The organism is Pseudomonas sp. A125, assembly GCF_055409485.1.
Genome location: NZ_JBUZVP010000011.1, coordinates 177,433 through 197,400, shown reverse-complemented (window position 1 = coordinate 197,400; position 19,968 = coordinate 177,433). Strand labels below are relative to the sequence as shown.

Annotated in this window: 25 protein-coding genes; 22 read left to right on the top strand and 3 right to left on the bottom strand. The window is 52.6% G+C overall.

The genetic code is table 11. The features are described from left to right. Positions 1-66: 66 nt before the first annotated feature. The 4 genes from ACZRN6_RS17220 (at position 67) to ACZRN6_RS17205 (ending at position 4,277) form a co-directional block, all read left to right on the top strand. Complete coding sequence (locus ACZRN6_RS17220) at positions 67-483, top strand: hypothetical protein (protein WP_284184482.1); 417 nt, start codon at positions 67-69, stop codon at positions 481-483. Beyond that, positions 480-2,420 (top strand): AAA family ATPase, encoded by a 1,941-nt coding sequence (locus ACZRN6_RS17215; protein WP_169904098.1) that lies wholly within the window; start codon positions 480-482, stop codon positions 2,418-2,420. Before ACZRN6_RS17220 ends, ACZRN6_RS17215 begins: the two co-directional genes overlap by 4 nt. Positions 2,421-2,520: 100 nt before the next feature. After that, positions 2,521-3,048, top strand: a complete 528-nt coding sequence (locus tag ACZRN6_RS17210; RefSeq protein ID WP_153045975.1) for a hypothetical protein — start codon at positions 2,521-2,523, stop codon at positions 3,046-3,048. 254 nt (positions 3,049-3,302) lie between these two features. Beyond that, a complete protein-coding gene (locus ACZRN6_RS17205; RefSeq protein ID WP_284184484.1) occupies positions 3,303-4,277 on the top strand; it encodes a hypothetical protein in 975 nt (324 codons plus the stop codon). Positions 4,278-4,439: 162 nt separating this feature from the next. On the opposite strand, the gene ACZRN6_RS17200 is transcribed toward ACZRN6_RS17205, so the two are convergent. Continuing rightward, complete coding sequence (locus ACZRN6_RS17200) at positions 4,440-5,252, bottom strand: cold-shock protein (RefSeq protein WP_284184485.1); 813 nt, start codon at positions 5,250-5,252, stop codon at positions 4,440-4,442. A 147-nt stretch (positions 5,253-5,399) separates the two neighbouring features. Here ACZRN6_RS17200 and ACZRN6_RS17195 point away from each other — a divergent pair, with 147 nt between their 5' ends. From ACZRN6_RS17195 to ACZRN6_RS17130, 14 genes are all read left to right on the top strand, one after another. Continuing rightward, a complete protein-coding gene (locus ACZRN6_RS17195; RefSeq protein ID WP_284184486.1) occupies positions 5,400-5,867 on the top strand; it encodes a hypothetical protein in 468 nt (155 codons plus the stop codon). Between the two features lie 45 nt (positions 5,868-5,912). Further along, positions 5,913-6,290: a hypothetical protein gene (locus tag ACZRN6_RS17190; protein ID WP_078465950.1), complete on the top strand. Its 378-nt coding sequence runs from the start codon at positions 5,913-5,915 to the stop codon at positions 6,288-6,290. Between the two features lie 170 nt (positions 6,291-6,460). After that, on the top strand, positions 6,461-6,715 hold the full coding sequence (locus tag ACZRN6_RS17185; protein ID WP_078465949.1) for a hypothetical protein: 255 nt from the start codon (positions 6,461-6,463) through the stop codon (positions 6,713-6,715). Positions 6,716-6,750: 35 nt separating this feature from the next. Continuing rightward, on the top strand, positions 6,751-7,251 hold the full coding sequence (locus tag ACZRN6_RS17180) for a J domain-containing protein (RefSeq protein WP_161952147.1): 501 nt from the start codon (positions 6,751-6,753) through the stop codon (positions 7,249-7,251). A 68-nt stretch (positions 7,252-7,319) separates the two neighbouring features. Beyond that, positions 7,320-8,303 (top strand): hypothetical protein, encoded by a 984-nt coding sequence (locus tag ACZRN6_RS17175; RefSeq protein WP_284184487.1) that lies wholly within the window; start codon positions 7,320-7,322, stop codon positions 8,301-8,303. Between the two features lie 70 nt (positions 8,304-8,373). Then, positions 8,374-8,793 (top strand): hypothetical protein, encoded by a 420-nt coding sequence (locus ACZRN6_RS17170; RefSeq protein WP_284184488.1) that lies wholly within the window; start codon positions 8,374-8,376, stop codon positions 8,791-8,793. A 170-nt stretch (positions 8,794-8,963) separates the two neighbouring features. Continuing rightward, positions 8,964-9,320 carry a hypothetical protein gene (locus tag ACZRN6_RS17165; protein ID WP_153045973.1) on the top strand — a complete coding sequence of 119 codons (357 nt, stop codon included), beginning with the start codon at positions 8,964-8,966 and terminating at the stop codon, positions 9,318-9,320. Then, positions 9,317-10,981 (top strand): SNF2-related protein, encoded by a 1,665-nt coding sequence (locus ACZRN6_RS17160; protein WP_011923178.1) that lies wholly within the window; start codon positions 9,317-9,319, stop codon positions 10,979-10,981. The genes ACZRN6_RS17165 and ACZRN6_RS17160 overlap by 4 nt, the downstream gene beginning before the upstream one ends. Positions 10,982-11,040: 59 nt before the next feature. Beyond that, on the top strand, positions 11,041-11,568 hold the full coding sequence (locus ACZRN6_RS17155; protein ID WP_078465944.1) for a hypothetical protein: 528 nt from the start codon (positions 11,041-11,043) through the stop codon (positions 11,566-11,568). A 90-nt stretch (positions 11,569-11,658) separates the two neighbouring features. Then, positions 11,659-12,393 carry a hypothetical protein gene (locus tag ACZRN6_RS17150; protein ID WP_169904103.1) on the top strand — a complete coding sequence of 245 codons (735 nt, stop codon included), beginning with the start codon at positions 11,659-11,661 and terminating at the stop codon, positions 12,391-12,393. 238 nt (positions 12,394-12,631) lie between these two features. After that, positions 12,632-12,955: a hypothetical protein gene (locus tag ACZRN6_RS17145; protein WP_078465943.1), complete on the top strand. Its 324-nt coding sequence runs from the start codon at positions 12,632-12,634 to the stop codon at positions 12,953-12,955. Between the two features lie 60 nt (positions 12,956-13,015). Then, positions 13,016-13,543 carry a DUF262 domain-containing protein gene (locus ACZRN6_RS17140; RefSeq protein WP_078465942.1) on the top strand — a complete coding sequence of 176 codons (528 nt, stop codon included), beginning with the start codon at positions 13,016-13,018 and terminating at the stop codon, positions 13,541-13,543. A gap of 648 nt (positions 13,544-14,191) precedes the next feature. Then, on the top strand, positions 14,192-14,689 hold the full coding sequence (locus ACZRN6_RS17135) for a hypothetical protein (RefSeq protein WP_194941085.1): 498 nt from the start codon (positions 14,192-14,194) through the stop codon (positions 14,687-14,689). A gap of 164 nt (positions 14,690-14,853) precedes the next feature. Then, positions 14,854-15,342, top strand: a complete 489-nt coding sequence (locus ACZRN6_RS17130; RefSeq protein WP_078465940.1) for an Arc family DNA-binding protein — start codon at positions 14,854-14,856, stop codon at positions 15,340-15,342. A 220-nt stretch (positions 15,343-15,562) separates the two neighbouring features. Here the strand turns inward: ACZRN6_RS17130 and ACZRN6_RS17125 are convergent, their stop codons facing one another. After that, positions 15,563-15,943, bottom strand: coding sequence for a hypothetical protein (locus ACZRN6_RS17125; RefSeq protein WP_078466155.1), 381 nt, complete (start codon positions 15,941-15,943; stop codon positions 15,563-15,565). A gap of 193 nt (positions 15,944-16,136) precedes the next feature. Between ACZRN6_RS17125 and ACZRN6_RS17120 the strand changes: the two genes are divergently transcribed. Together ACZRN6_RS17120 and ACZRN6_RS17115 are read left to right on the top strand one after the other, a co-directional pair. Then, the gene (locus tag ACZRN6_RS17120; RefSeq protein WP_169904105.1) at positions 16,137-16,943 is read left to right on the top strand and encodes an N-6 DNA methylase; all 807 of its coding nucleotides are present in this window, start codon (positions 16,137-16,139) and stop codon (positions 16,941-16,943) included. A gap of 69 nt (positions 16,944-17,012) precedes the next feature. Continuing rightward, positions 17,013-17,273, top strand: coding sequence for a YebG family protein (locus ACZRN6_RS17115; RefSeq protein WP_078465939.1), 261 nt, complete (start codon positions 17,013-17,015; stop codon positions 17,271-17,273). A 38-nt stretch (positions 17,274-17,311) separates the two neighbouring features. Here ACZRN6_RS17115 and ACZRN6_RS17110 read toward each other — a convergent pair whose 3' ends face one another. Further along, positions 17,312-17,575, bottom strand: coding sequence for a sulfurtransferase TusA family protein (locus ACZRN6_RS17110; RefSeq protein WP_078465938.1), 264 nt, complete (start codon positions 17,573-17,575; stop codon positions 17,312-17,314). 396 nt (positions 17,576-17,971) lie between these two features. Between ACZRN6_RS17110 and ACZRN6_RS17105 the strand changes: the two genes are divergently transcribed. Beyond that, a complete protein-coding gene (locus ACZRN6_RS17105; RefSeq protein ID WP_169904106.1) occupies positions 17,972-18,229 on the top strand; it encodes a hypothetical protein in 258 nt (85 codons plus the stop codon). Positions 18,230-18,248: 19 nt separating this feature from the next. Continuing rightward, complete coding sequence (locus tag ACZRN6_RS17100) at positions 18,249-18,647, top strand: hypothetical protein (protein ID WP_011923188.1); 399 nt, start codon at positions 18,249-18,251, stop codon at positions 18,645-18,647. The last annotated feature ends 1,321 nt before the right edge of the window (positions 18,648-19,968 follow it).

Genomic DNA, 19,968 nt, shown 5'->3' with positions numbered 1-19,968 from the left:
ACAAGCACGGCTTCTGCCACACTGTGATCAGGGGCAATGTGTCTCATCAATTTAGAGGCATTTCCCATGCATAACCGGCTCAATCATTCCGAAATTCACATAGTGCGCGAAGCGGCCGTAATGGCAGTTTTCAGTCTTTATGGATATCTCGGTGCGGGCGCGCGTCTGATACGCGCTCTTGAGGCGCTTGCTGGGTCAAAGAATTACGTGGCAAGCCCATTCAACGAAAGAATGGACATTTTCCAGGTTTCAATCTTTGAAAAAGGCCCGGATGCCCTGTTACGCCTACAAGTTGTACACTCTCCGGACCATAATTCAGTGCAACAGTTGGCTTCGCTACCAGCTGATACACCTGGGTACTGGACCGCGGTATTGGAAGCCACAGCACTGAATGGTCCCTTCAGCTTGGTCTCACTAACGATTGAAGGCCAAGATATGAATCTGAACACACAATCGACGCTGTCAAATAGCTCAGCACAATGACACCGAAACTTACTCTTTTCCTACCGCTGGAAATCGACAAAGCCGAGGAACTTGCTGCTGTGGACTCACGGTCGGCTGAGTTATTCCACCAATGGTCAGTTCATGAAATCGCTAGTGCGGCTGTAATCCAGAACTCAACTGCTTTTGCTGGCCACAACCTCAGAGCTGACAAAACCGAGAAGGCTCTAGCCGAACTCATCAGCATCGGCATTCAGGTTGAGCGATCCAACGGCCAGGGTGAGTTTGGTCGGCTTATGGCCGCGCGCTTCAACCGAGATAACTTCAATACAGGCCTAAATGACCTTAAACGAATCCCCGCACGTCTTCTAGATCCCGAGCTGATTTCAAAGGGCGGTTTTGTTTTCCCCAATGGGGAGTGGAATTTTGAATTTAAGCGCCAGCTGTCAGCCCAGTTAAATCCCTTCACTGAGAAATTTGTTACTAATGACGGGAAAGAGTTCACCCTGACTAACCAGCAGGCCCGCACCTTCAGCGTTTTTCGAGGTGAGCTTGATGAGAGCATGGACGTCCAGGCACTGGCGGGGACAGGGAAAACCTATCTGATCGAGCGGATGGTCGATAGCCTAAGCAGGTATCGCCCTCTTCTCCTAGCGTACACTCAGGTTCAGCTCCAAGCCCTGATGGCTCGCATTGGTCCAAATCGTGTAACTGGGATGACTTTCGGGCAACTAGCTACCGAGTGTCTTGAGCGAGACCAGAGCAAGCCATATCGCCGGGCAGGTAAGCGAGCATGGTCTACCCACCAGCTCGCACCCTCACTGGCTGCTGAGCGCCTTGGGTTTGGGCCAGTAGGTTCAATGGCACCCTGGCAAGTGGCCCAGACATGCAACCGCATGGTGATGAGGTTCTGTTTTAGTCGGGACACAACGCTAGATACTCGCCACATCCCCCCATTGGATACCAAACTATCCGAGTTGGATAAAATCGCCTTAGCTCAATATGCCCAAGTGTTCTGGCAACAAACTATAGAGCCTACGGATCCTCGGATTGAAATGCCTCTGCGTGGTTACCACCGAATCAAGCACCTGGCGCTGGCGCTCGATACGTTCATAGACCCGGGCTACACCCACATCATCATTGACGAGAGTCATGACCTCACGTGGCCCATGTGCGCATTCCTGGATCGCTGCCCACAGCCCGTGATCACTCTCGGCGACGCATGCCAGAGGCTGGATGGAAACCTGAGCAAACGCTCGCCGGCTACCCGAAGCCGCGAGGTCGTTCACTCCATAAGGGCAGGTAGGCAGATTGAGGGTGTAGTGAATACCCTGATCGACCAGAATCCAGTGGTTCGAGTTGCCCACATGGAGGGCAGTCGAGAGCGTGACACCAAAGTCATCTACTACGACAACGCCGAGATCCCAACCGAGCCGGCCACGATACTCTGCAACTCCGAATGGGGCCTATTCGAGTGGTTCCAGCGCTTAGGCAATGCCGGGGCAAAATTCAGTCTTCTGCCAGGCGCAGACAAAGCGTTCAGGCTGTTCGTGCTTGATTGCATCGAGCTGTTCAACAAAAGCGTTCGGCCGTCGCACAGTGCACTGTTCAAGTACACAAGCTGGGCGTCCCTTGTGAAGGACATGGCCAAGGATGACCTGGCCTTTATCCGTATAGAACGCATGCTCAAGAAGGGTTACAAAGCCACCGATTTCGAAGCATCGCTTTTGTGGCTCGATGCTACTGGCCGCGCCCCTATCAAACTCGGACGAGTTGCGGATGCTCGAAACACAGAGGTCGACACTGTAATGCTCGCACCTGACCTCTTATCGAGGATTGAGTCCGGCGACCGAATGGGCGCTGCTAAAGCGCTGGCTGCCATTTACACCGGCGGCACTCGGGCACGCTTCAAGTTAATCGTGCCTGGAGAGGTTCGTGATTGGGCTACGGATCTGTCTGCGAAATCCAAAAAATCCTGACCCCCCGGTTCTGGCACTACGTGGAGGACTCCATCATAGGCACTCACCTAATCACTGAGGCATCTGTATGACGGAACGAAGCACACCAAAGACCGCGGAGATGATGCAACAAGTGCTGGCAAAAGGGTGGGCCCCTGATGAAAACCTACCAGCAGAAAATCTCGAATTTGTGCCCGTATGGATTTACTCGTACGGTTACGAGGCTGGTTGCAGGCTCCACGGCCAAATGTTGAAAGCTATCTATGAAAATGGCCTACCACAGGATTTCCTGTCCTCTCTCACCCTGAACGCCGGTGATGAGTACGCTAACAAATTAGCGATTTTCGATACCCGTTCATCAGGTGCTACAGAAGAAGACAAGCAAAACCTGTTGGCTCACATGTTCAACTTCACCCGTGGAACACGTCTCTGGGGCACACTTCCCTCGTACACCATGGTTCCAGGCGTACATGTTGTTGTGGTCGACTGGAACACCCGCTCCAACGGACACGTTCTCGTTCAAGCAGGTGCAATCCAAGCTGAGTTAATGACACCACATCAAGTCACCAACGCAGCCCAACTTGCGATGGAAGCTCACCTTGCACGCCACCCTAGTGATAGACCTCGCAGCAGGGCTCATGCCCATTGAATTTTGGCAACGTGTTTTGGGTAGTTGTGCTGGCACAGTGATGTTTTAATCAATTTGCCCAGGGGTGGGCATGCAAGTCACCAGCTTCACGGCCTTGAGCACGTTGCTGGAGATTTCGAAGCCTTCGGGCATCCCCTAAATTTATCGGCCCACGCCTACACCCCCAGGCGTGGGTTTTTTTTGGCCTGCGATTCTGGCACGCCGCAACTAGCTTGATCATTGGCCTCAGTCAATTAGCCATCAGGATCCAAGTCATGAACACTGCCACCAGCAAATCGAGTTGCACCATTCCACCTAAATTAGATGAGCGCGAGACCGAAATGCTAGCGACCCGTGTCCGCGCTGCGTGTTTTGAATCACTGGGTTGCGCTGATATGTCGTACGCCCGGGCGGGCGTTTCGTTTGAGCAGGACGGACGCTTTACTAAGGCCAAGCACAGTGGCTTTACGGTTGCATCTATGATGGGTCGTTTCTCGAAAGAGGTGCTGCTCAATACCATCCGCTCGAATATCGCAGATAGCACCCGCCAGGTCGCGAATGAAGTCTTCCCCAGACTGAAGAACTCACTACTGCTTCCGCGGGGCCACGTTATCGGCTACGACGTCGACGCAAGCGTGCTTCAAGTAGCACAACGAGGTAGTCGCAGGATCACCGCCTATGTGTTCCGGCCGCTGGGATCTTCCGGGGATTCTTTCTACAGCGAAATTCACTTGGATTTGCAGGCGTGCCAGGCACAGATCACTTTCAAGATCGGCGACCGGTGGGGCGGCGGCCCTACAATCCTTCCGGCTAACCAAGGGACACTTCAGGCCGACACCTATAGCGAACTATGCGAAATCGTGTCACTTACCTTTAATGGGGCTTATAGCGCACACCTTGCTGGAAAGGCTGATTCAGATCCTCAAGTCGAAACGTGTCCAGTGTGCAATGGTGCTGGGGACAAGCGGATCGGTTGGACGAGTCGTTACAAGTGCCGTGCATGCGACGGATCTGGCAGCTACCCGGATCCAGTTCGAGTGGCTGGCCTACTAGACTCACGAGAAGCCCAAGCGCTGTTTTACGCAATAGACGCAGCCAGTCATCGTGACGGCATGGTCATGGCTGGATTATCAAATCTTGGTATGGTTAGCGGGTGCCGTAGTGGAGACAACGCTTCCCACCTTACTGAACTGGGGATTGAAGTGAAGAAGGCGCGCGAAGCTTCTGGCGATTCGGCGAAAGTTGGTTGAACCATGCCCGTACAGCGGCAGACGCGCGACGAAAAAGAAATGGGTGTTTTGGGTGGTCATTCAAGAACAAGCCGTTACTCTGTAGAACAGGTGCCAAGGATGACACCCAGTCTCATCGTGTTAAGTAATCCGTGTCCCCTCCGCGGTCCTGAGCCGGATGACCTACTCCCCTGGGTCATCCGGCCTTTTTTTGTCTTCAATTCGGTCAGCAGCCAACCGCCCCTTGATGAACTTCACCCCTTGCCGGTAAAAAAACAGACAAGAAAGCCCAAGTATCTTGAGTAGGGTTAGTGACCAAGACCAAATTAGTCCCAGGATAAACTTGACCTTTGCGGGTTCTATCAATCTAGTTTCGTTTGCCGACAGCTCCCACGTTTCGCTTCGAGGGACTGTCTTGCTTTGCCACCAGTCGTGAAGATCCTGCATCTGCGCTTGAGACTCCATGATGGCCGCTGGATCTGAGCTGAGTCTGACGACTTTCACAATGGCGTACTGACCTGTAAAGCGGTGCATGGTGAAGCGGTAATTACTGCATCCCGTAGCGGCTGAGTCGGTGTACTTCTCAAGCGAAGCAAAGATCACAGCATTCGCGCCATTCTCCTGAGCCTGAGCCACCAACATCCCGCGTGCTAGATTGGGATCGTTCGACTGTGCCCAGCCATCCCCGGTGATCATCATGACCTCCATCCCTTTCGGAGCACCGGATTTCGACCAAACAAAATTGTCGGGATTGGTATAAATCAGGGTTGGTCCGATTCCTGGAAGAACATGCCTGGCCTTCGACCCTTTGGGGGACGGAGTAGGAACGAAGGTCACTCGCTGGCCGGATGTCAGAGGCTCGCCACCCTTGACGTCCTTCTGATGGACGAAATATCGCTCGCCATCATCACCGCTGATGAAACCGTAGCCTTTCGAGGCAACAAAACTGATCACCTCACCTTCAATACTGCCGGCAGCGATATTTTCCTGATCCACAAACACATCCTTTAAATCCGATGTGGGGGATTCTACCGGCACTGAGCTGACACAACTCTAAACGTGGTTGTTCTTTTGCTAGGGGGTTCTGGCACATGCGAGGAGGCATGAATATGGCTCCACCAAACACGCACTGGAGCTGTCACCATGTCCACCACCACCACACTCTTCCCATATCACCCAACTACAGGCCTGCGCCTGGAAAAGACCATCGAGTTCATTCCAGCTGGCGTACCTCAGCAGATCTTCAAAGAGGCCGGCAAGACGCAGTTCGAGTTTACCGGCGGCTCGCAGCTGAACTGGGACGCATCTGAAACTCAGCAGGTGGGTGATGATGTCTACCTCGCGGACTCTGATGGCACCGAGTGCCTTCTTAGCGAAGCAGTTTGGAGTGAGATTGAGGGAGATAGCATCGCTATTGAAATCCCCGGCACTCACACCTCAGTGGTGTGTGCGAACTCCCTTCGAGATCAACTGCGGGAGCTCGCAAGCTCCGCTCGTGAGGCTGTGCTCGACGTTGAGCAGGGGACTGATCCAGAGGCATCTACCATCGCGCTGAAAGCCCTGCTTGTGAAACTCGGCCTGTGGGAAGAGTTCGAGCCGGACGCTGAATAAACAGATGGCTGTGGAGCCTGCGGGCTCCTTTAATCTGGAGGAAACATGACAGCTACTTCAACACTACAAAATGAGCCAGCATCTGCAGCTCATGTCCTGATTTTTGCTGATGTTCACGATCTTGGTAACATTTCGGATGGATTGATTGGCCCAGAGTTCTACCCTTCGGCCCACGCGGCATTGATGCGGTTTGTTGGGTATGCCCTCCCACATATCACTGCAGATCAATCGCTGTTTGATTCATGCGCTGCACGACTTGCCGCTGAAGGGCACGGTGAGTTCCAGGAACCCGGTTCTCTGCAATTTGAAAACGTGCAGTCTCTTCCCACCGTCGCACTTGAAGTGTTGGCCGACACATACGCCAGCGCCAGGCAGTGGGATAGCTACCAGTGTTTCTTCAAGATCGCTCGAATCCCAACCTGACCGACCTCCCCTCTTGCTTATCGCTTCGCCACGCCAGACGGTTCGAGGGGAGCTCAATTCCTCAAGACCACGCCACACAACCAGAAGTCCTGAAAATGCTGCCTCGTTTTGGCTGGTGGCACAAAGCCTTTCCACACACAATCCAATAACCAACTCATGAGGGCAGGACAATGACATTCGACCTGACGCGGTTTCTGGAAAAAGCTGGCACTGTCGCAGGAATCTCCGGGGCTGTGCTCTTGTCGTTGAATGTCACCTACTCCTCTTACGGTTACGTGTTGTTCTTGGTGAGCAGCGCGATGCTTGCTGGTCATGCCGGTAGAATAAAAGCTCGCTGGCTGCTCACCTTGCAAGCCTGCTTCCTGCTGACAAACATGAACGGCATCTATCATTGGATCCTTTTGCCCGCGATGGGTGGTCAGTAGCCGCCTGCACTCTCCAAGAAGACATGATTTCGAATATGCGTACCCATTATCACAACCTGCAGGTCCAAGAGAACGCAGATCAGGCAATCATCAAGGCTTCTTACAAGGTCCTCGCTCAGCGCTATCATCCTGACAGGAACTCTGACAACGCTGAGGAAGCCAGCCGGATATTTCTGATCATCACAGATGCTTATGAAATACTCTCTGAACCGGATAAACGCTCGGTTTACGATGCAAAACTGAAGGCAGCACGCAAGTCTGCACTGGCAGCGAAATCACACAGAACTGAGCAAGAGCCGCGTCCCGCCCCACATATTCCCGAACGCGTAGCACCGATCTCTGCGAACCCCGCCGGACTTCTAGACCTCGTGGCGAACACTCAGATGGGGCAGAAGCTGCGTCGGATGATGAGACGAGTAGCGGACAATCAGAACACCCCACCGACAATCAGGTGGCTGCTAAACCGGCCGGTACACCTCGTTGTTATGCTCCAAGTTATCGTAGCTGCCTACCTATTCAAAGACGTCATTTTCTAACCAGGTCTGTCGGCTTCCGAGCACAAAATTGATCATGGCTAAACGTTCACCAGATGGAGCTTCAACTTATGGGCAAACGGATCATCTATGAGATTGGCCACCCGGCCGCGGCCACTCTCTACTCCAATTCCAGTCACGACAGCCAAGACCCTGAGATCTTGTTCTATTCCCTGATGAAGGATTTCATCGGCCGGCCTACAGCGCTTGTTATTGAGCTGCTCAGCCTGTCCTACCAAACGTCTTCCGGAGACAACCTGGCGGGTGATCCTCTATTCACCATCGCCCAATACCCAGGCGAGCGTGAGTATGTCCTGATTGGGGATGTCGACTCGGGAGCCGTGACCCGCCGGGAGGACGCGTACGTCGGTCTGGCACCACTCCCAACCTCATTTGAGGCGAGTGTGCATGCTCTGTTTAACCGGTTCCGCAAAGCTGCGGTACCGACCGCATACAGTTCGGTTGAGAGTGTTCGTCAACATCTTAATGAACTTGGTAGTAGCTTGAACAAGGTCATGAGCTCTGACAACGATGACTCCGTAGTAGCTGATGCTGCATCTGCCCTTCACTTGGCCTTGGTTGACCTGCTTGCTCGCCGGGGTATCGGCCTTCAGGCATGGTCCACGGATGCACTCATGGAGCTGAAGTCAGGCAGTACGCGCCAAAGCCTTACAACGGCAGCCCCTCAACACAGACCTTGGATGCCCGGCAGCACTCTAGCCTTTGGTGAGGAATACGGCGTCCTCTATCGTGATGAGGAGGAAACGCTACAGGTGGTTGTCGAAGAGGGCTCCGTGGTCGTCTGGCAGCGTGAGGTTGACGGTGAAATGGTGAAGATTGAGCAGCACTACGTTCCCTCAGATGTCGACATGAAAAAACACTGCTTAAACCTGGTGCCGTACAAAGGGTTCACCTGCATTCACTTTGGTGATGGTCGGGCCGTATTCACAAGCGGCGAGGTTGAGGCAAGCTATCGAGTGAAGCTCGGATCAGGATGGGAGCTCGAAGCTTGGGCGGGCGTCAAAGTGGATATGGACCGGGCATTGATGCACTGATAACCCCACATGGGCTTCTGCCACAACCATTACACCCCGATTATCAATCACTCACTGATCGGGGCTCATCATGAAATACATACCTACAACTTCTGTGCTGGAAGTTAAACCGCAGCCTTCTACCGCGGTAACCAGCGATGAGGCCCATGCCCAAGAAATCCGTTCATCACTGAGTGTCGACGCTATTACGGCTGAGCGCCATTCCTTAACTGAGATATCCAAATCCAGGTACGAGACGGGTGACCGCGCAGGACTGGCCGAACCTTCAGGGCACTACATGGCGGGTGATTCTGCAGGATGCACAGTATTGGACTGGATGACTGCAGCAGAACGCTTGCGCTTCCACCTGCTGGGCTTAGCGTTGCCGTCTTTTGGTGAAGAACGGCTGGCCGCCCGCTTCCGTATCCAAGAACGCATTGCAGCGAGGAAACGCAATGCTCTGACCCGTAATTTCAGTTCCTCGCGAGAGCAGGCTGCCGAAATCTGTTAAGTAGTCACAAAGCATTGGCGAATTTTCATGCATGGGTTTTGGATAGCCGGATGCCCGTCGTTAAGGTGTACTTGAACGACTATCTCCCATGGTTACCACATATGCCAACACACTCCGTTATGGGCACGGCTATCGACAATGACGAGCGGATAACGGCTCTTCGACTAGCCATGTCCAAGATTGTCAGGTTCTGCTCCAGTCAACGCGTCGCGATGAAAGATGAGAAGGTCGCCCAAGCCCAAATGGAGACTCTACTTCTCGGCGCAGGTTTTGACATCAAACGCGAACACAGACTTTCAGCCCAGGACATCCCCGATTTTCTTATCTCAGAATCGGGCTTCTCAATCGTTCTCGAAATGAAAACCCGGTGCCAACGGATGAAGATCCTCCGCCAACTTGAGCGCTATTCAAAGCACCAAAGCGTGGACGGGATCATCCTGCTCAGCGCTACAGCAATTGCCATTCCACCGCAGATCAGTGACACCCCCGCCATCTTCGCTTCAATGGGCCGGGGGTGGCTGCGATGAATACCTATGGCAAGTTGACCCTGACAGACAGTAAACGTCAGTGGCTGCTTGAGGGGTTAGCTCCGCACGTAGCGATCCGTCTCAAGCAGATTTTCCCGCGAGTATCGAAAACTCAGGTTGATTGCTTCACGTTCCCTAATGATCTGGAGCATTGCAGCGATCTTGAATGGTTTGCCAGTCGCTACCCTCTCGACATTTCGGATTCTGCAGCCAGGGCTTTGAAAAAGGGCCGCAAAGGCTTTCAGGCTCGGAAGGCTGAACTCGAACAGATCCTCCTTCCCAGCTTCGTTCCGTCCCCATGCTCAGGATTGAAGCCCGCATGCCAGTCACGGCTTTACCAAATGCAAGCTGCTGCACTCGCCCACGCTACCGGCACACTTCTGCTGGGGGACGACATCGGACTCGGGAAAACGGCGGCTACCGTGATGTGGCTGCTGAATCCGGCATGTAGACCCGGGTTAGTGGTTGTGGACACTCACCTTCAAAAACAATGGCTGAACAAGGTAGAGGAATTCTCTGATCTGTCGGCGCACATAATCCGGACCGGAACGCCCTACGACCTCCCGCCCAGCGACGTCTACATCATCACATACGGTAAATTGGCCGGGTGGGTTGATATGTTCAGAAGTCGTTTTTTCAAATCAGCTTGCTGGGATGAGATCGGCGGCCTTCGCAAAGGCCTGGAGAGCGTCAAAGGCGAAGCATCGAACGTGCTCGCCCAGAATGTGGACTTTCGATTGGGCCTATCAGCAACACCGGTGTACAACTTTGGGATTGAGATCTTTAATATTTTCGAGATCCTTCAGACCGATGTGTTAGGTACTCGTGGAGAATTCATTCGAGAGTGGTGTAGCGATGGCCAGCACGTATCAGACCCAGAGGCGTTGGGATCTTACCTTAGGGAACAGAAGGTTTTCCTGCGGCGCACGCGAGAGGATGTAGGACGACAGCTGCCCCAGGTCAGCACGATGGTTGAGGACATTGCCCATGATCAGAAGGCTCTGAAGTCGATCGAAGAGATAGCTCGAAAGCTAGCCCTTAGGTACCAAACTGGCACTTTCGAAGAGCGTGGTCAGGCCGGCAGAGAGCTCGACATGCTCGTGCGCCAGGCCACTGGCATCTCGAAGGCTCGATTTATTGCTCAATACGCGCGCATGTTTCTGGAGGACAATGTGCCCATTGTTCTTGCAGGCTGGCATCGGGCCGTCTACGACATCTGGAATGAAGAGCTGGCCCAGTGGAACCCCGTTATGTACACGGGGAGTGAGTCGCCCAAGCAGAAGGAAGAATCCAAACGTCGCTTCCTAGCGGGAGAGTCGAATGTTCTGATTCTGTCACTGCGCTCCGGGGCAGGCCTCGACGGGCTACAGGCTCGATGCAGTGTTGTGCTGCACGGTGAACTGGACTGGTCGCCCAAAGTGCACGAGCAGGTCACAGGAAGGCTAGACCGCGAAGGTCAGCCCAACCCTGTGCTATCCATATTCCTTGTGTCAGAGGATGGATCAGATCCTCCGATCATCGAACTTTTGGGAGTTAAGGCTGCACAAGGCACAGGTATCACTGACCCCGGCCGAGTCTTTGAGGCGAATGTGCCGGATACAGGCCGCATGCGACTGTTGGTAGAGCGCTATCTGCCTAAAAACGCTCAACAGGCAGCCTAAGGGTTCTGCCACGCTGGGCCAGGTCTAATCATGGGCGCGTCCAATCATTGGGAGCGCCCATGAAACTTCTGACTTTCCACCACACCGATAACGGCAACTGCCGGGTCTACTACAAAGACAGCATGAAGCAACTGGTCTGCTTCCAACCGTCACATCTCAAAGGCCAGTTCGGTCTTCTCGCCTGTTCACGCGACGGCGAACCGTCCCACAACATCGAGGTCAGTGGTTACATCATTGACCGATTTCCCGCGGCATCCGATGGTGCGACCGCAGTTCAATTCCGCACCTGGTACTTGGCGTCAGCCTCAGAATCGCAACGTGTTTTCGTAACGTTCTACCCAGAGGTCTGGATTCAAGACAATGCCACTGTGGCGGACCCGGGTGAAACGCAGATCGATGTCACGGCCGCCATACTTGACATGGGTATGCTCCAAGCGCTGAAGCTGAAGGACAACGACGACCACTCCGACGACCTGAGGCTAGCAGTGGAGGCGCCGCAATGGGTAAAAGACTGGCCAGGCCCTCACCGGGTTAGCTGTGAGAGTGCTATCCAGGAACACTTTACTGAAGACATACAAGCATCCTGATTTACCTCGTACGCCTACTCTTCCAGGGGTTCTGCCACATCATTTCCGATCTGAAAATAGCCTCATTCACTACATTGAGGCTTCATTCAGATGATCAGCACTTCCAGCCATGCCACCTCTACCCTGTTGCAGTCCGGTCTGCCCCGGGCTGAACTGATCACCTCGATCGCGACCCTTTACATGCAGAGCATGCACGCGAAGTGCGCCGGCCAGCCTGCGGACGTCCGCGAGTACCACATCGGCTTTGCAGAGAAGGTTTTGAATAAAGATTTCTACGGCCTTGAGCACATCTGCAATGGACTGAATTCAGTTGGCAAAGAAGTGTTCTGCACAGTTGCAGGCCTGAAACTTCCTAAGGCCCAAGGAGCTTCACGCGAAGCCCTCCGAGCATGGTGTGGTGTAAGTGAATTGGACGACGATCTGACGAAAGCGAAAGCCCGGCTTGATCACGAGCTCAAATCTGCGCAGCGGGTGTTCAAGGAGAACATGCCGGCGATCATCACAATGATCGAAGGCTGGTATAGCGCTGGTTACGTCCTGCTGATGTCTCAAAACAAGCGCAACTACATCGCGAATCGTGCTCAGACCCAGGGACGCGACCTTTCAACGCGCGGTCTTCACGGATCTAAGTTTCGACCATACCTTGAAGCCTACCTATCCCTTCAAGCGCTTCGCGTCCAGAAGGGTGAGATCACTGAACCCGAATACCAGCCACCTACAGCTGTCTCGGTAGTCGCACCAGTGTCGGAGCCAAAGCCAACAAATGAGCCAGCCCATTCTGCCCCTGAATCGAGCGCTCCTATGCAGCATGGTTTCTGCTTCTGATCCCAAAGCACATCCCAAGGGGCATGCATTCCATGCCCCATTTTGGATTGTACTCAACTCTCATTCTCATGTCTGACCCACGCCAATTCAAGAATTCGCTGATCAACCCTACGCAAGCCGCGCTACTGATTAAGGGCCTCGGTCTGCGAGTTTCGATCCAGATGGATGACCAGGCTTGAGGCACACGCTAATAGCAAGACAATGGGTGCACTCAACTTCTGAATACAGAGAACCGTCGATGAAATCAGTGCCCTATGAAGCGTTGGACAATGTAGGTAAACCATTTAACCGATCTGCCAGAATTATCTCTGAGCTGCCATGGCGTGAGCGTAAAGCCGCTCTGAGTGGTGCCCTGGCTGCGGTTTCCGAACAGGTAGGCATTGCACCGACAGATCAGATCTACTTTGGCATCCCAGTGTTTAACGCTTTCGGGATGAACGCAAAAGAGGCGCGTCAGCACCCAATGGCAGCCCTGCTGATGACTTCCGGAGGCGATGTTGGTCTTGAGATGGTCGCTGGCTTTATGCCTAGTGACGCTATCAGTGGAGTCATACATAGGTAGCTTCTGGCACGATATAAACCACCAGAAGATGTGCGGTATAACCGTTATGGAGATACCGCAATGCTTCCCCCTCGACTGCTCAATGGTACGACCCGCGCTTTTACGATCGAATGCCTGATCCCTACGGCTTCAATAAATCGCGACCTCACCCTTCTTCCAGAAAGCCGCCAAATCATGCGCTTCGTGTTGCCCGACTGGCAGCGTGCTGAATGCTGGGACCGTGAGAAGAAGGTTAGCTTCATCGAAGGTGTTTTTTTAGGCTTCGGAACCGGTTTTCTCGTTGTAAACGGCCGTGAGTGGGAGGGAGATTCTGCTAAGCCGGCTCCCATGGCTGGATGGTTGCTGGATGGTCAGCAGCGAGTATCGGCCGTGCGTGACTTCCTTGCCGGCGAGTTCCCAATCTTTGGTGACATCTACTGGTCAGATATTCCCCGCGCCGATCAGATGCGACGTTTTCTACACCATCCATTCCCTCAAATGGAGATCGAGTACATCGGTGACGAACTGACCTTGAAGTCGCTCTACAAACGGCTGAACAAAGGCGGAGTTCCTCACACCGAAGCCGACATGGCGCGCGTGGACCAGTAGTTTGCTGTCACATCACCTCAGTGCGGCTCAGGACGCCACAGCAAGAAGATCAAGCGAGCCCCCATGACCTCATAAGCTCTTTGCTACTTCGAAACCTGCATGCCTAGTGGAGGTCTCCTTCAAGCTGTAAGGGCTATGCCTCAATCAACCTAACTGTGGACATCCGTTAGCTATGCCCCGGTTGCGAGATTCACATCAGCACCTGGTAGCTGGACATGGTAGCGACTGGAACGGCCGAGATCGCAAGAAGCCCTTTATCGAACTGCTAATACTTGATGACTTCGTTTCCTCACATAGTCATGGGGCGACGACTACGCCTTGGCAGCCGCAGAAATAGCAGCATGAGGATTCACCGTAGATCTTGATGCGAGTACCGTTTGGTTGCCACGTGAATAGAACAAGATCGACCACAACCGCGGGCAATTTGCGCGTGCTTCATATCGCACGCGCAGAGCTTTAATCTCCATAGGCATTGAACTATGCAATAAGGATCGAGCTGGCTATGAGCTAAGCCTTATGGATGTCCGTGGAATTAGTGAATAGGCGCTTTCGTTGTATTTCACAGTTATTGAATCTCTCAAATGACCCCCTTCTGGCACACCCTAAAGCCACTGATTCTGGTGCTTCCTAACAGCAGAGCACCTGATCATGTTCGAATCATTGCGCGCGGCAAAAGATGCAAAACTCACCCTCGGAAATCTTAAGGGACCGTCATCCAGTCCTGGAAACCGAGAGTGGTCGTGCTCACTCCTTTTCTTTGGTGCAATTGTAGGCTCTGCATCAGGTTCTGAGCGCAATCGAGAATTCACCTTGGTACTGAACAAGGGGCTTCAAGAACAGATCATTGAGAATCTAGTGAAGCATGGTTTCAGCTTGGATCTCACGCAGATCCCCAAGAATGCAATCCGCCCCACAAATCCAACTGACTTCATGCGCCTGGCCATTGCCCAAATAGCCGATGAAATGGACATCGTGCGTGAATTGCGTGAGGCCACTGCAAAGTCGACACTGGTAGTGTTCCACTCAACTCCAGGAAAAGTTGAGGTCTTCCCTTACATCTTCACCCCTGAGGTGAAGAAAGGTTTGATTGAGGCCTATGGTGAATCAGAAATCGAGTTCCTGAACGAGACACTCAAAGGCCTCTGAATGCAAAACATCTGCTGAAACCTATTCCCCACATGAACAAAGCGCCAAACTGCCGTAGAAATCCGACAACAGGCAATTTGGCGTCATGTTCTTGACTGGAAAAATGATAAGGTTCAGCGGAGAATGCGCCCAGTTTTATTGACTACCGACCTGAGTCTGACACCATGAATAGCTCGACCAGCCTGACATCAACCCCGGATTCCGCATTCCCTGCGGCCCCGTCGCGGACGGCTGAAAAATTCGTACTTCGTATTCCGATCGTGCTCAAAGAAGCTATCGAAGAGGTGGCTCGACGCCAGTTCCGCAGTTTCAACAGTGAAGTGGCACTCGCAGTTATCAGCCAATTTGAGAGTCATCGCCGGCTGATCACAATGCGCAACTCCCTGGCCACCCGGCTGGGCTCAGATGTGGCTGACGAGGTGCTTTTAAGGTTCCAGCGGATTGATCCTGAGGAAGGCACCGTACAGGGTTTCAACATTCGCTTTCCAGAAGGCTTGCGGGATGAGGTTAAAGCATCATCGGCCGACACCATGAAGATTGCGATTGCCAATGCTTGTGCTGACTGGGTCTACTACAGCCAACAAATTGAAGCACTTTTGAAGCGATGTGAAGATCCTGACATTCAATTCCCCTCGGCAGTTGTCAAACACTGATCCGCGCGGGCTAAATGCGGCCCGCCTCTCATCTCCTTTGACCGTCCTTGCCTCTCTACGAACTGCCTCCCGCCTTTCTCACTCTTGCCGGCCTCAAGCTATGACAATGTCATTAGCGCCATCTGCAGCCATCTGTGAGCACCGACCTGACCCTTGCGACTATCATGAGCAAAGAACAAAAAAGGGGCTCAATCTGAGCCCCTCTTTGATCTGACTGAAATCACATACCAGCGGCTTTCAGGAGTGGGTTACTGGAGCTACCATTCCCACCATTGGTTTTGTAAGCGTCCAGCAACTTACCACTCTTCGACCATTCAAAGACGGTCGCTTCGGCTTTGTTTTTACCTACGAAAGGAATCGCGGTAATGAGGTTATATTCGTATCGCCAAATTTCCTTGGAAGAGATTTCACCTTTTGAAGATGGATAACCGATTTCTTTAACAACTTGCTCTTGAGATGCGCGAGCAGTTTTAAGTTGTTGAACTTTCTCTGGCGCGACGAAAGTCCCAGTTTCGTAGTCAAGAGGTGACTTTCCGTTAGCGCAACCGCCCAGGACGGCCAAGGACAATACAGCAGCGGCAATTAGTGCAACTTTCTTCACGAATAGATTCCTGTTCAGATCGGTACCTGGCCGCTTCATTGCGGCCAGGTAGCAGGCATGGATGACGCCCACTACTCACGATAACGGCACCTTGTGAATACGGCGAGCCAAAATGCCGTAAGCAAAATGGTGGTTCTGGCACTCAGCCACTCGCTAGAGACTCACTCCTATAGCTCAATCATGGAGTGCTTCAATGCCCAGTACCAAAGAAAGCCTTGCGACGATGTCTAGCATCATCAGCTCTGTAGGCTACTACCCAGCCAGGAGCGTATTCGCCGATTTTGTTGAGATGGCCGCAATCGCGATACGCAATTCGTGCGACCAATCTGCGCGTGATGTTCGGGAAGCCCGCTATCTAACCCTCATTGGCAAGTACAAACCACAAGATCAGCCCAAATTCGGTGAGCTACTGCAGCATCTCGTTCAAGCCCTTGATTTACAGGCTGGTGATCTACTCGGCGAGCTCTACATGCGCCTCGGGGTATCGAATGCCGATATGGGGCAATTTTTCACCCCACCCTCTATTTCAACCGTGCTTTCAAAGCTCGCGATGGATAGCGAGCATATTCAAGCACAGGTGAAGCGCAGAGGTTTCGTGACGCTTTCGGAACCCGCAAGCGGATCTGGTGCCATGGTCATCGGGTTTGCTAATTCAATGCTCGAACTGGGTATCAATTACCAGCAACACCTGCACGCCACCTTGATCGATCTCGACATACGCGCCGTTCACATGGCCTTCATTCAGTTGAGCTTGCTTCACATCCCGGCCGTTGTGGTACACGGCAATACCCTGACGCTAGCTGAGTATTCTCATTGGCATACCCCCTCACATGCCATGAATCTCTTTGACTACAAGCTCAAGCGCGGTTTTTCACTTGAAAGCGAGATGGGAATCGCCTATCTGAAAGAGGATTCAGCTACGCAGCTTTCTGAATTCACTTGTGGGGTTTTGGCACACACAGCCGTAGACAATAATTTTGTACAGGCTAGCAACCTGTAGCGTTGAGCAGAGAACCCTACCTGCTGAATCAGTTTCCGACTAAAAGTCATCACATAAACGAGGCCGATCATGGCTGTAGAAACCTTGTATCGCAGTACCCGAGACCTGGAGACAATCTTCGTGGAAAAAAAGCTGGCAGATCAACATGATGCGATGCTTGAGCTTGGCGAAGCACTCACTGCGGCACTGATTCAGAATGTGCCTGGGTTAGATGAAAAAATGGGTGAAGAAGTAGGTATTTTCATGGCGAAAAATCGCTCGGCCTTTGCTTCAGCTTTCAAGAATAATCCGGCTGCATTGCTTGAGATTGGTCGAGAAGCTGAGGGTTGATCGAGTTCGGTACGGGCTGAAGGACTGCCCGTACCGCTTCATTCCCTGCGCTGGATCCTCAACCAAAATCCGAACACTCCACCTTCTTCTGCCTCTCCTATCAATTCGTGGCCAGTCTGTTGAGCAAAGGTTTTGAAGTCCCTCTTGCTCCCAGCGTCGGTCGACAAGACCTGCAGTACCTGCCCTTGTGACATTCGATTGCATTCGAGCCGAGCCTTCAGGATCGGTATGGGACATTGAAGTCCTCTTGCATCCACGATGCCGTCAGGGTCCTGGTATGGGTCTGGATTTGTGGCAGCCATTGCGCCGAGTCCTTAGTACTTGATAGTGCGCCCAGTGTAACCCGCATTCGCCCGGGGGGGGCTTCTGGCACGCCCCCTTCAAAATGATGATGACTCGGTTAGTGGCCAAGGCGACTTCGCCGTCCACATCGTTTTTTTATCACCACTCGGTATGAATGATTTCCCGAGATGAAATCTGATGGATATATGCATGAAACTTCAAACCACTCTTTTACCCCCCTTGTTGACTCCTACGTGTGATGCTGCCCAGCTTTACGCTCAGCACAGTGACCTTAAACACAAGCTTTGGCGCTCAGCCCATACCGATCATTTCACTCGTACCGAGCGAGATCAAATGCGTGAGGCGCTGGCTGGCCTCAGTGAGGCTTACCGATCTGTCACAGGGGCCCCGTTGAAATGATGGCCAATCGCTTATACCGACGGTACCAGTGCGCCTTTGAAGCTGGTGAGGATAAGCTTGATCTCGAAGTCACAGGATTGGATTTACGTCATGGAGCAGTACATTTGCTCACTTCTGATGCCGGCATGGCCATGGCCCTCAAGCATGCAATCAGTGCTGATGTTCTGCATGAGATCCCAGGTAACCTTGATCCGTCGTGCTTGGTCAAAGGCCTAGGTTGGGCCACTTGGATCAAGCAGACTTCAACGATCTAACCAGTGTGGAGACAACGCGATGTCATTAATCAGTAAATCGGCAATCCAGGCTGTTCGTGATTACGTTATCGATGACAATGGTGGGCGTCTCGAGACAGATTATTTTGGTCACCAAGTAATTGCTGCTGCAGAAGCGCATTTAGTCACATTGGAACGTCAGTCGAGCCCCCCCATTCCTCTGCTTGAGTTCTTCGAGAGGAAAGATGACATGGGCCTGGGCCGGCTCCGGATGATCATGGATGGTGACGCTGACGTGATCATCGAGGTGATCAGCACAGAGGGTGAATCACTAGCTCTAGAATTTTGCACCTCGGTCACAGGAGGTGGTCGATCCCCAAAGGTGCGTGAAGCGCTCTACAATCTTATGAATGCGATTCGCGATGAGAACGAAACCAATCCTATTTTTACTGGAAGATAGTGTCCGATGTTTTCCTGCCTAGGTCCATTTTCTGATTTTTTCGGGCTTTTCCTGTTCACCGGTTGCGAAGCGTGTTGTTGTTTTTTTGGTTAAAAGGCTAAGAGCGATTAAGAACGGATAGGTCGATGGATTTCAGCCTACGGCCCTTGTGCTACGTGGATCTCAGCTAAAATTCAGGCCCTGCATACCTACATCATGGAGCGGAACAGACCTACTACTTAGGGCCCTCCAGACCTACAACGCTTATTTTTGGCCTGCTTTTATCCACAAGTTTATCCACATTTACCCCCTTCCAGCACTTCCAATGACCAGTTGAGCCCACCAAACCTACAACCCGATTGAAGTTAATTGGTGGATCTGGAAAGGCTCTCACCTGTGCAGCGCACCAAACCTACAACTCTGCAGCAATTCAGGAGGTTTTTCTTCTGGTGTCTGTCGCCTCGAAATCGGTTGGGCGCATCAAACCTACAACCTGTTGCGTTTCGGGCCCTGCAAACCTACAACTTTTTCTCAGTTACACACAGGCTTAGCCACAGCCCTCCCATGAGGAACAGTATCAAGCTATATCTGGCCTGAGTTGTAGGTTTGGTGCGCTCTTTATCTGGGCAGTTCCAGCGTGTGGTGTTGTAGGTTTGGTGAGCCCTTGTTGGACCGTCCTATGGCTTTCAAGGTTGTAGGTATGCTGCGCTCTACTTTTCACCGCCCAGGTGAGGGCTTTGACTGCACCAATCATAGGTTTAACCGTTCAATTCCAGTGGCTTACGTTATTGTCTTAATGCCAGCTCGGCTGTTGATTCTCCCGCCCGCATTCGTTGGCCGGCATGTACGGGTTGGAGGTTTGATGCGCCCTATCTTCTCGCAAGTGCTGGGGTTGGAGGTTTACTGCGCCCTAAATTGCAACCAAGCGTGCAATTTCAATGAAATTCTCAGTTTTCACTAATTAGCCAGGATTCAGTGGGTTACGGTACATAGCTCGATCTCAAGGTATGTATCATTCCTAAGCATCTGATATTAGTGCCTATGCAAATCGACCGTTGTAGGTTTGCTGCGCCCAATCTCAGAAAACTCAGCCCACGTTGTAGGTTTGATGTGCCCTATTTCTTCACCATCACTCCCACCACGGCCACATAAATTGGGCTCAAGCCGTTACCCCTGAGGGGCTGTAGACCAGACATGACATCAGCCTACGTGGTCTAGGTTTGAGTTTGTCCTGGACGCAGGTGGGGTGTTGGGGGAATGCTGCAGGTTGGATTGACCGCCGTGGGTTGTAGGTTTGATGCGCTGCATTTATGAGGTAGCGCCGGCGGGTGTAAGCAGGAAT

Coding starts and splice junctions, on each gene's coding strand:
- ACZRN6_RS17220 (WP_284184482.1), top strand. CDS start 67: ATGCATAACCGGCTCAATCATTCCGAAATTCACATAGTGCGCGAAGCG.
- ACZRN6_RS17215 (WP_169904098.1), top strand. CDS start 480: ATGACACCGAAACTTACTCTTTTCCTACCGCTGGAAATCGACAAAGCC.
- ACZRN6_RS17210 (WP_153045975.1), top strand. CDS start 2,521: ATGATGCAACAAGTGCTGGCAAAAGGGTGGGCCCCTGATGAAAACCTA.
- ACZRN6_RS17205 (WP_284184484.1), top strand. CDS start 3,303: ATGAACACTGCCACCAGCAAATCGAGTTGCACCATTCCACCTAAATTA.
- ACZRN6_RS17195 (WP_284184486.1), top strand. CDS start 5,400: ATGTCCACCACCACCACACTCTTCCCATATCACCCAACTACAGGCCTG.
- ACZRN6_RS17190 (WP_078465950.1), top strand. CDS start 5,913: ATGACAGCTACTTCAACACTACAAAATGAGCCAGCATCTGCAGCTCAT.
- ACZRN6_RS17185 (WP_078465949.1), top strand. CDS start 6,461: ATGACATTCGACCTGACGCGGTTTCTGGAAAAAGCTGGCACTGTCGCA.
- ACZRN6_RS17180 (WP_161952147.1), top strand. CDS start 6,751: ATGCGTACCCATTATCACAACCTGCAGGTCCAAGAGAACGCAGATCAG.
- ACZRN6_RS17175 (WP_284184487.1), top strand. CDS start 7,320: ATGGGCAAACGGATCATCTATGAGATTGGCCACCCGGCCGCGGCCACT.
- ACZRN6_RS17170 (WP_284184488.1), top strand. CDS start 8,374: ATGAAATACATACCTACAACTTCTGTGCTGGAAGTTAAACCGCAGCCT.
- ACZRN6_RS17165 (WP_153045973.1), top strand. CDS start 8,964: ATGTCCAAGATTGTCAGGTTCTGCTCCAGTCAACGCGTCGCGATGAAA.
- ACZRN6_RS17160 (WP_011923178.1), top strand. CDS start 9,317: ATGAATACCTATGGCAAGTTGACCCTGACAGACAGTAAACGTCAGTGG.
- ACZRN6_RS17155 (WP_078465944.1), top strand. CDS start 11,041: ATGAAACTTCTGACTTTCCACCACACCGATAACGGCAACTGCCGGGTC.
- ACZRN6_RS17150 (WP_169904103.1), top strand. CDS start 11,659: ATGATCAGCACTTCCAGCCATGCCACCTCTACCCTGTTGCAGTCCGGT.
- ACZRN6_RS17145 (WP_078465943.1), top strand. CDS start 12,632: ATGAAATCAGTGCCCTATGAAGCGTTGGACAATGTAGGTAAACCATTT.
- ACZRN6_RS17140 (WP_078465942.1), top strand. CDS start 13,016: ATGCTTCCCCCTCGACTGCTCAATGGTACGACCCGCGCTTTTACGATC.
- ACZRN6_RS17135 (WP_194941085.1), top strand. CDS start 14,192: ATGTTCGAATCATTGCGCGCGGCAAAAGATGCAAAACTCACCCTCGGA.
- ACZRN6_RS17130 (WP_078465940.1), top strand. CDS start 14,854: ATGAATAGCTCGACCAGCCTGACATCAACCCCGGATTCCGCATTCCCT.
- ACZRN6_RS17120 (WP_169904105.1), top strand. CDS start 16,137: ATGCCCAGTACCAAAGAAAGCCTTGCGACGATGTCTAGCATCATCAGC.
- ACZRN6_RS17115 (WP_078465939.1), top strand. CDS start 17,013: ATGGCTGTAGAAACCTTGTATCGCAGTACCCGAGACCTGGAGACAATC.
- ACZRN6_RS17110 (WP_078465938.1), bottom strand. CDS start 17,575: ATGGCTGCCACAAATCCAGACCCATACCAGGACCCTGACGGCATCGTG.
- ACZRN6_RS17105 (WP_169904106.1), top strand. CDS start 17,972: ATGATGGCCAATCGCTTATACCGACGGTACCAGTGCGCCTTTGAAGCT.
- ACZRN6_RS17100 (WP_011923188.1), top strand. CDS start 18,249: ATGTCATTAATCAGTAAATCGGCAATCCAGGCTGTTCGTGATTACGTT.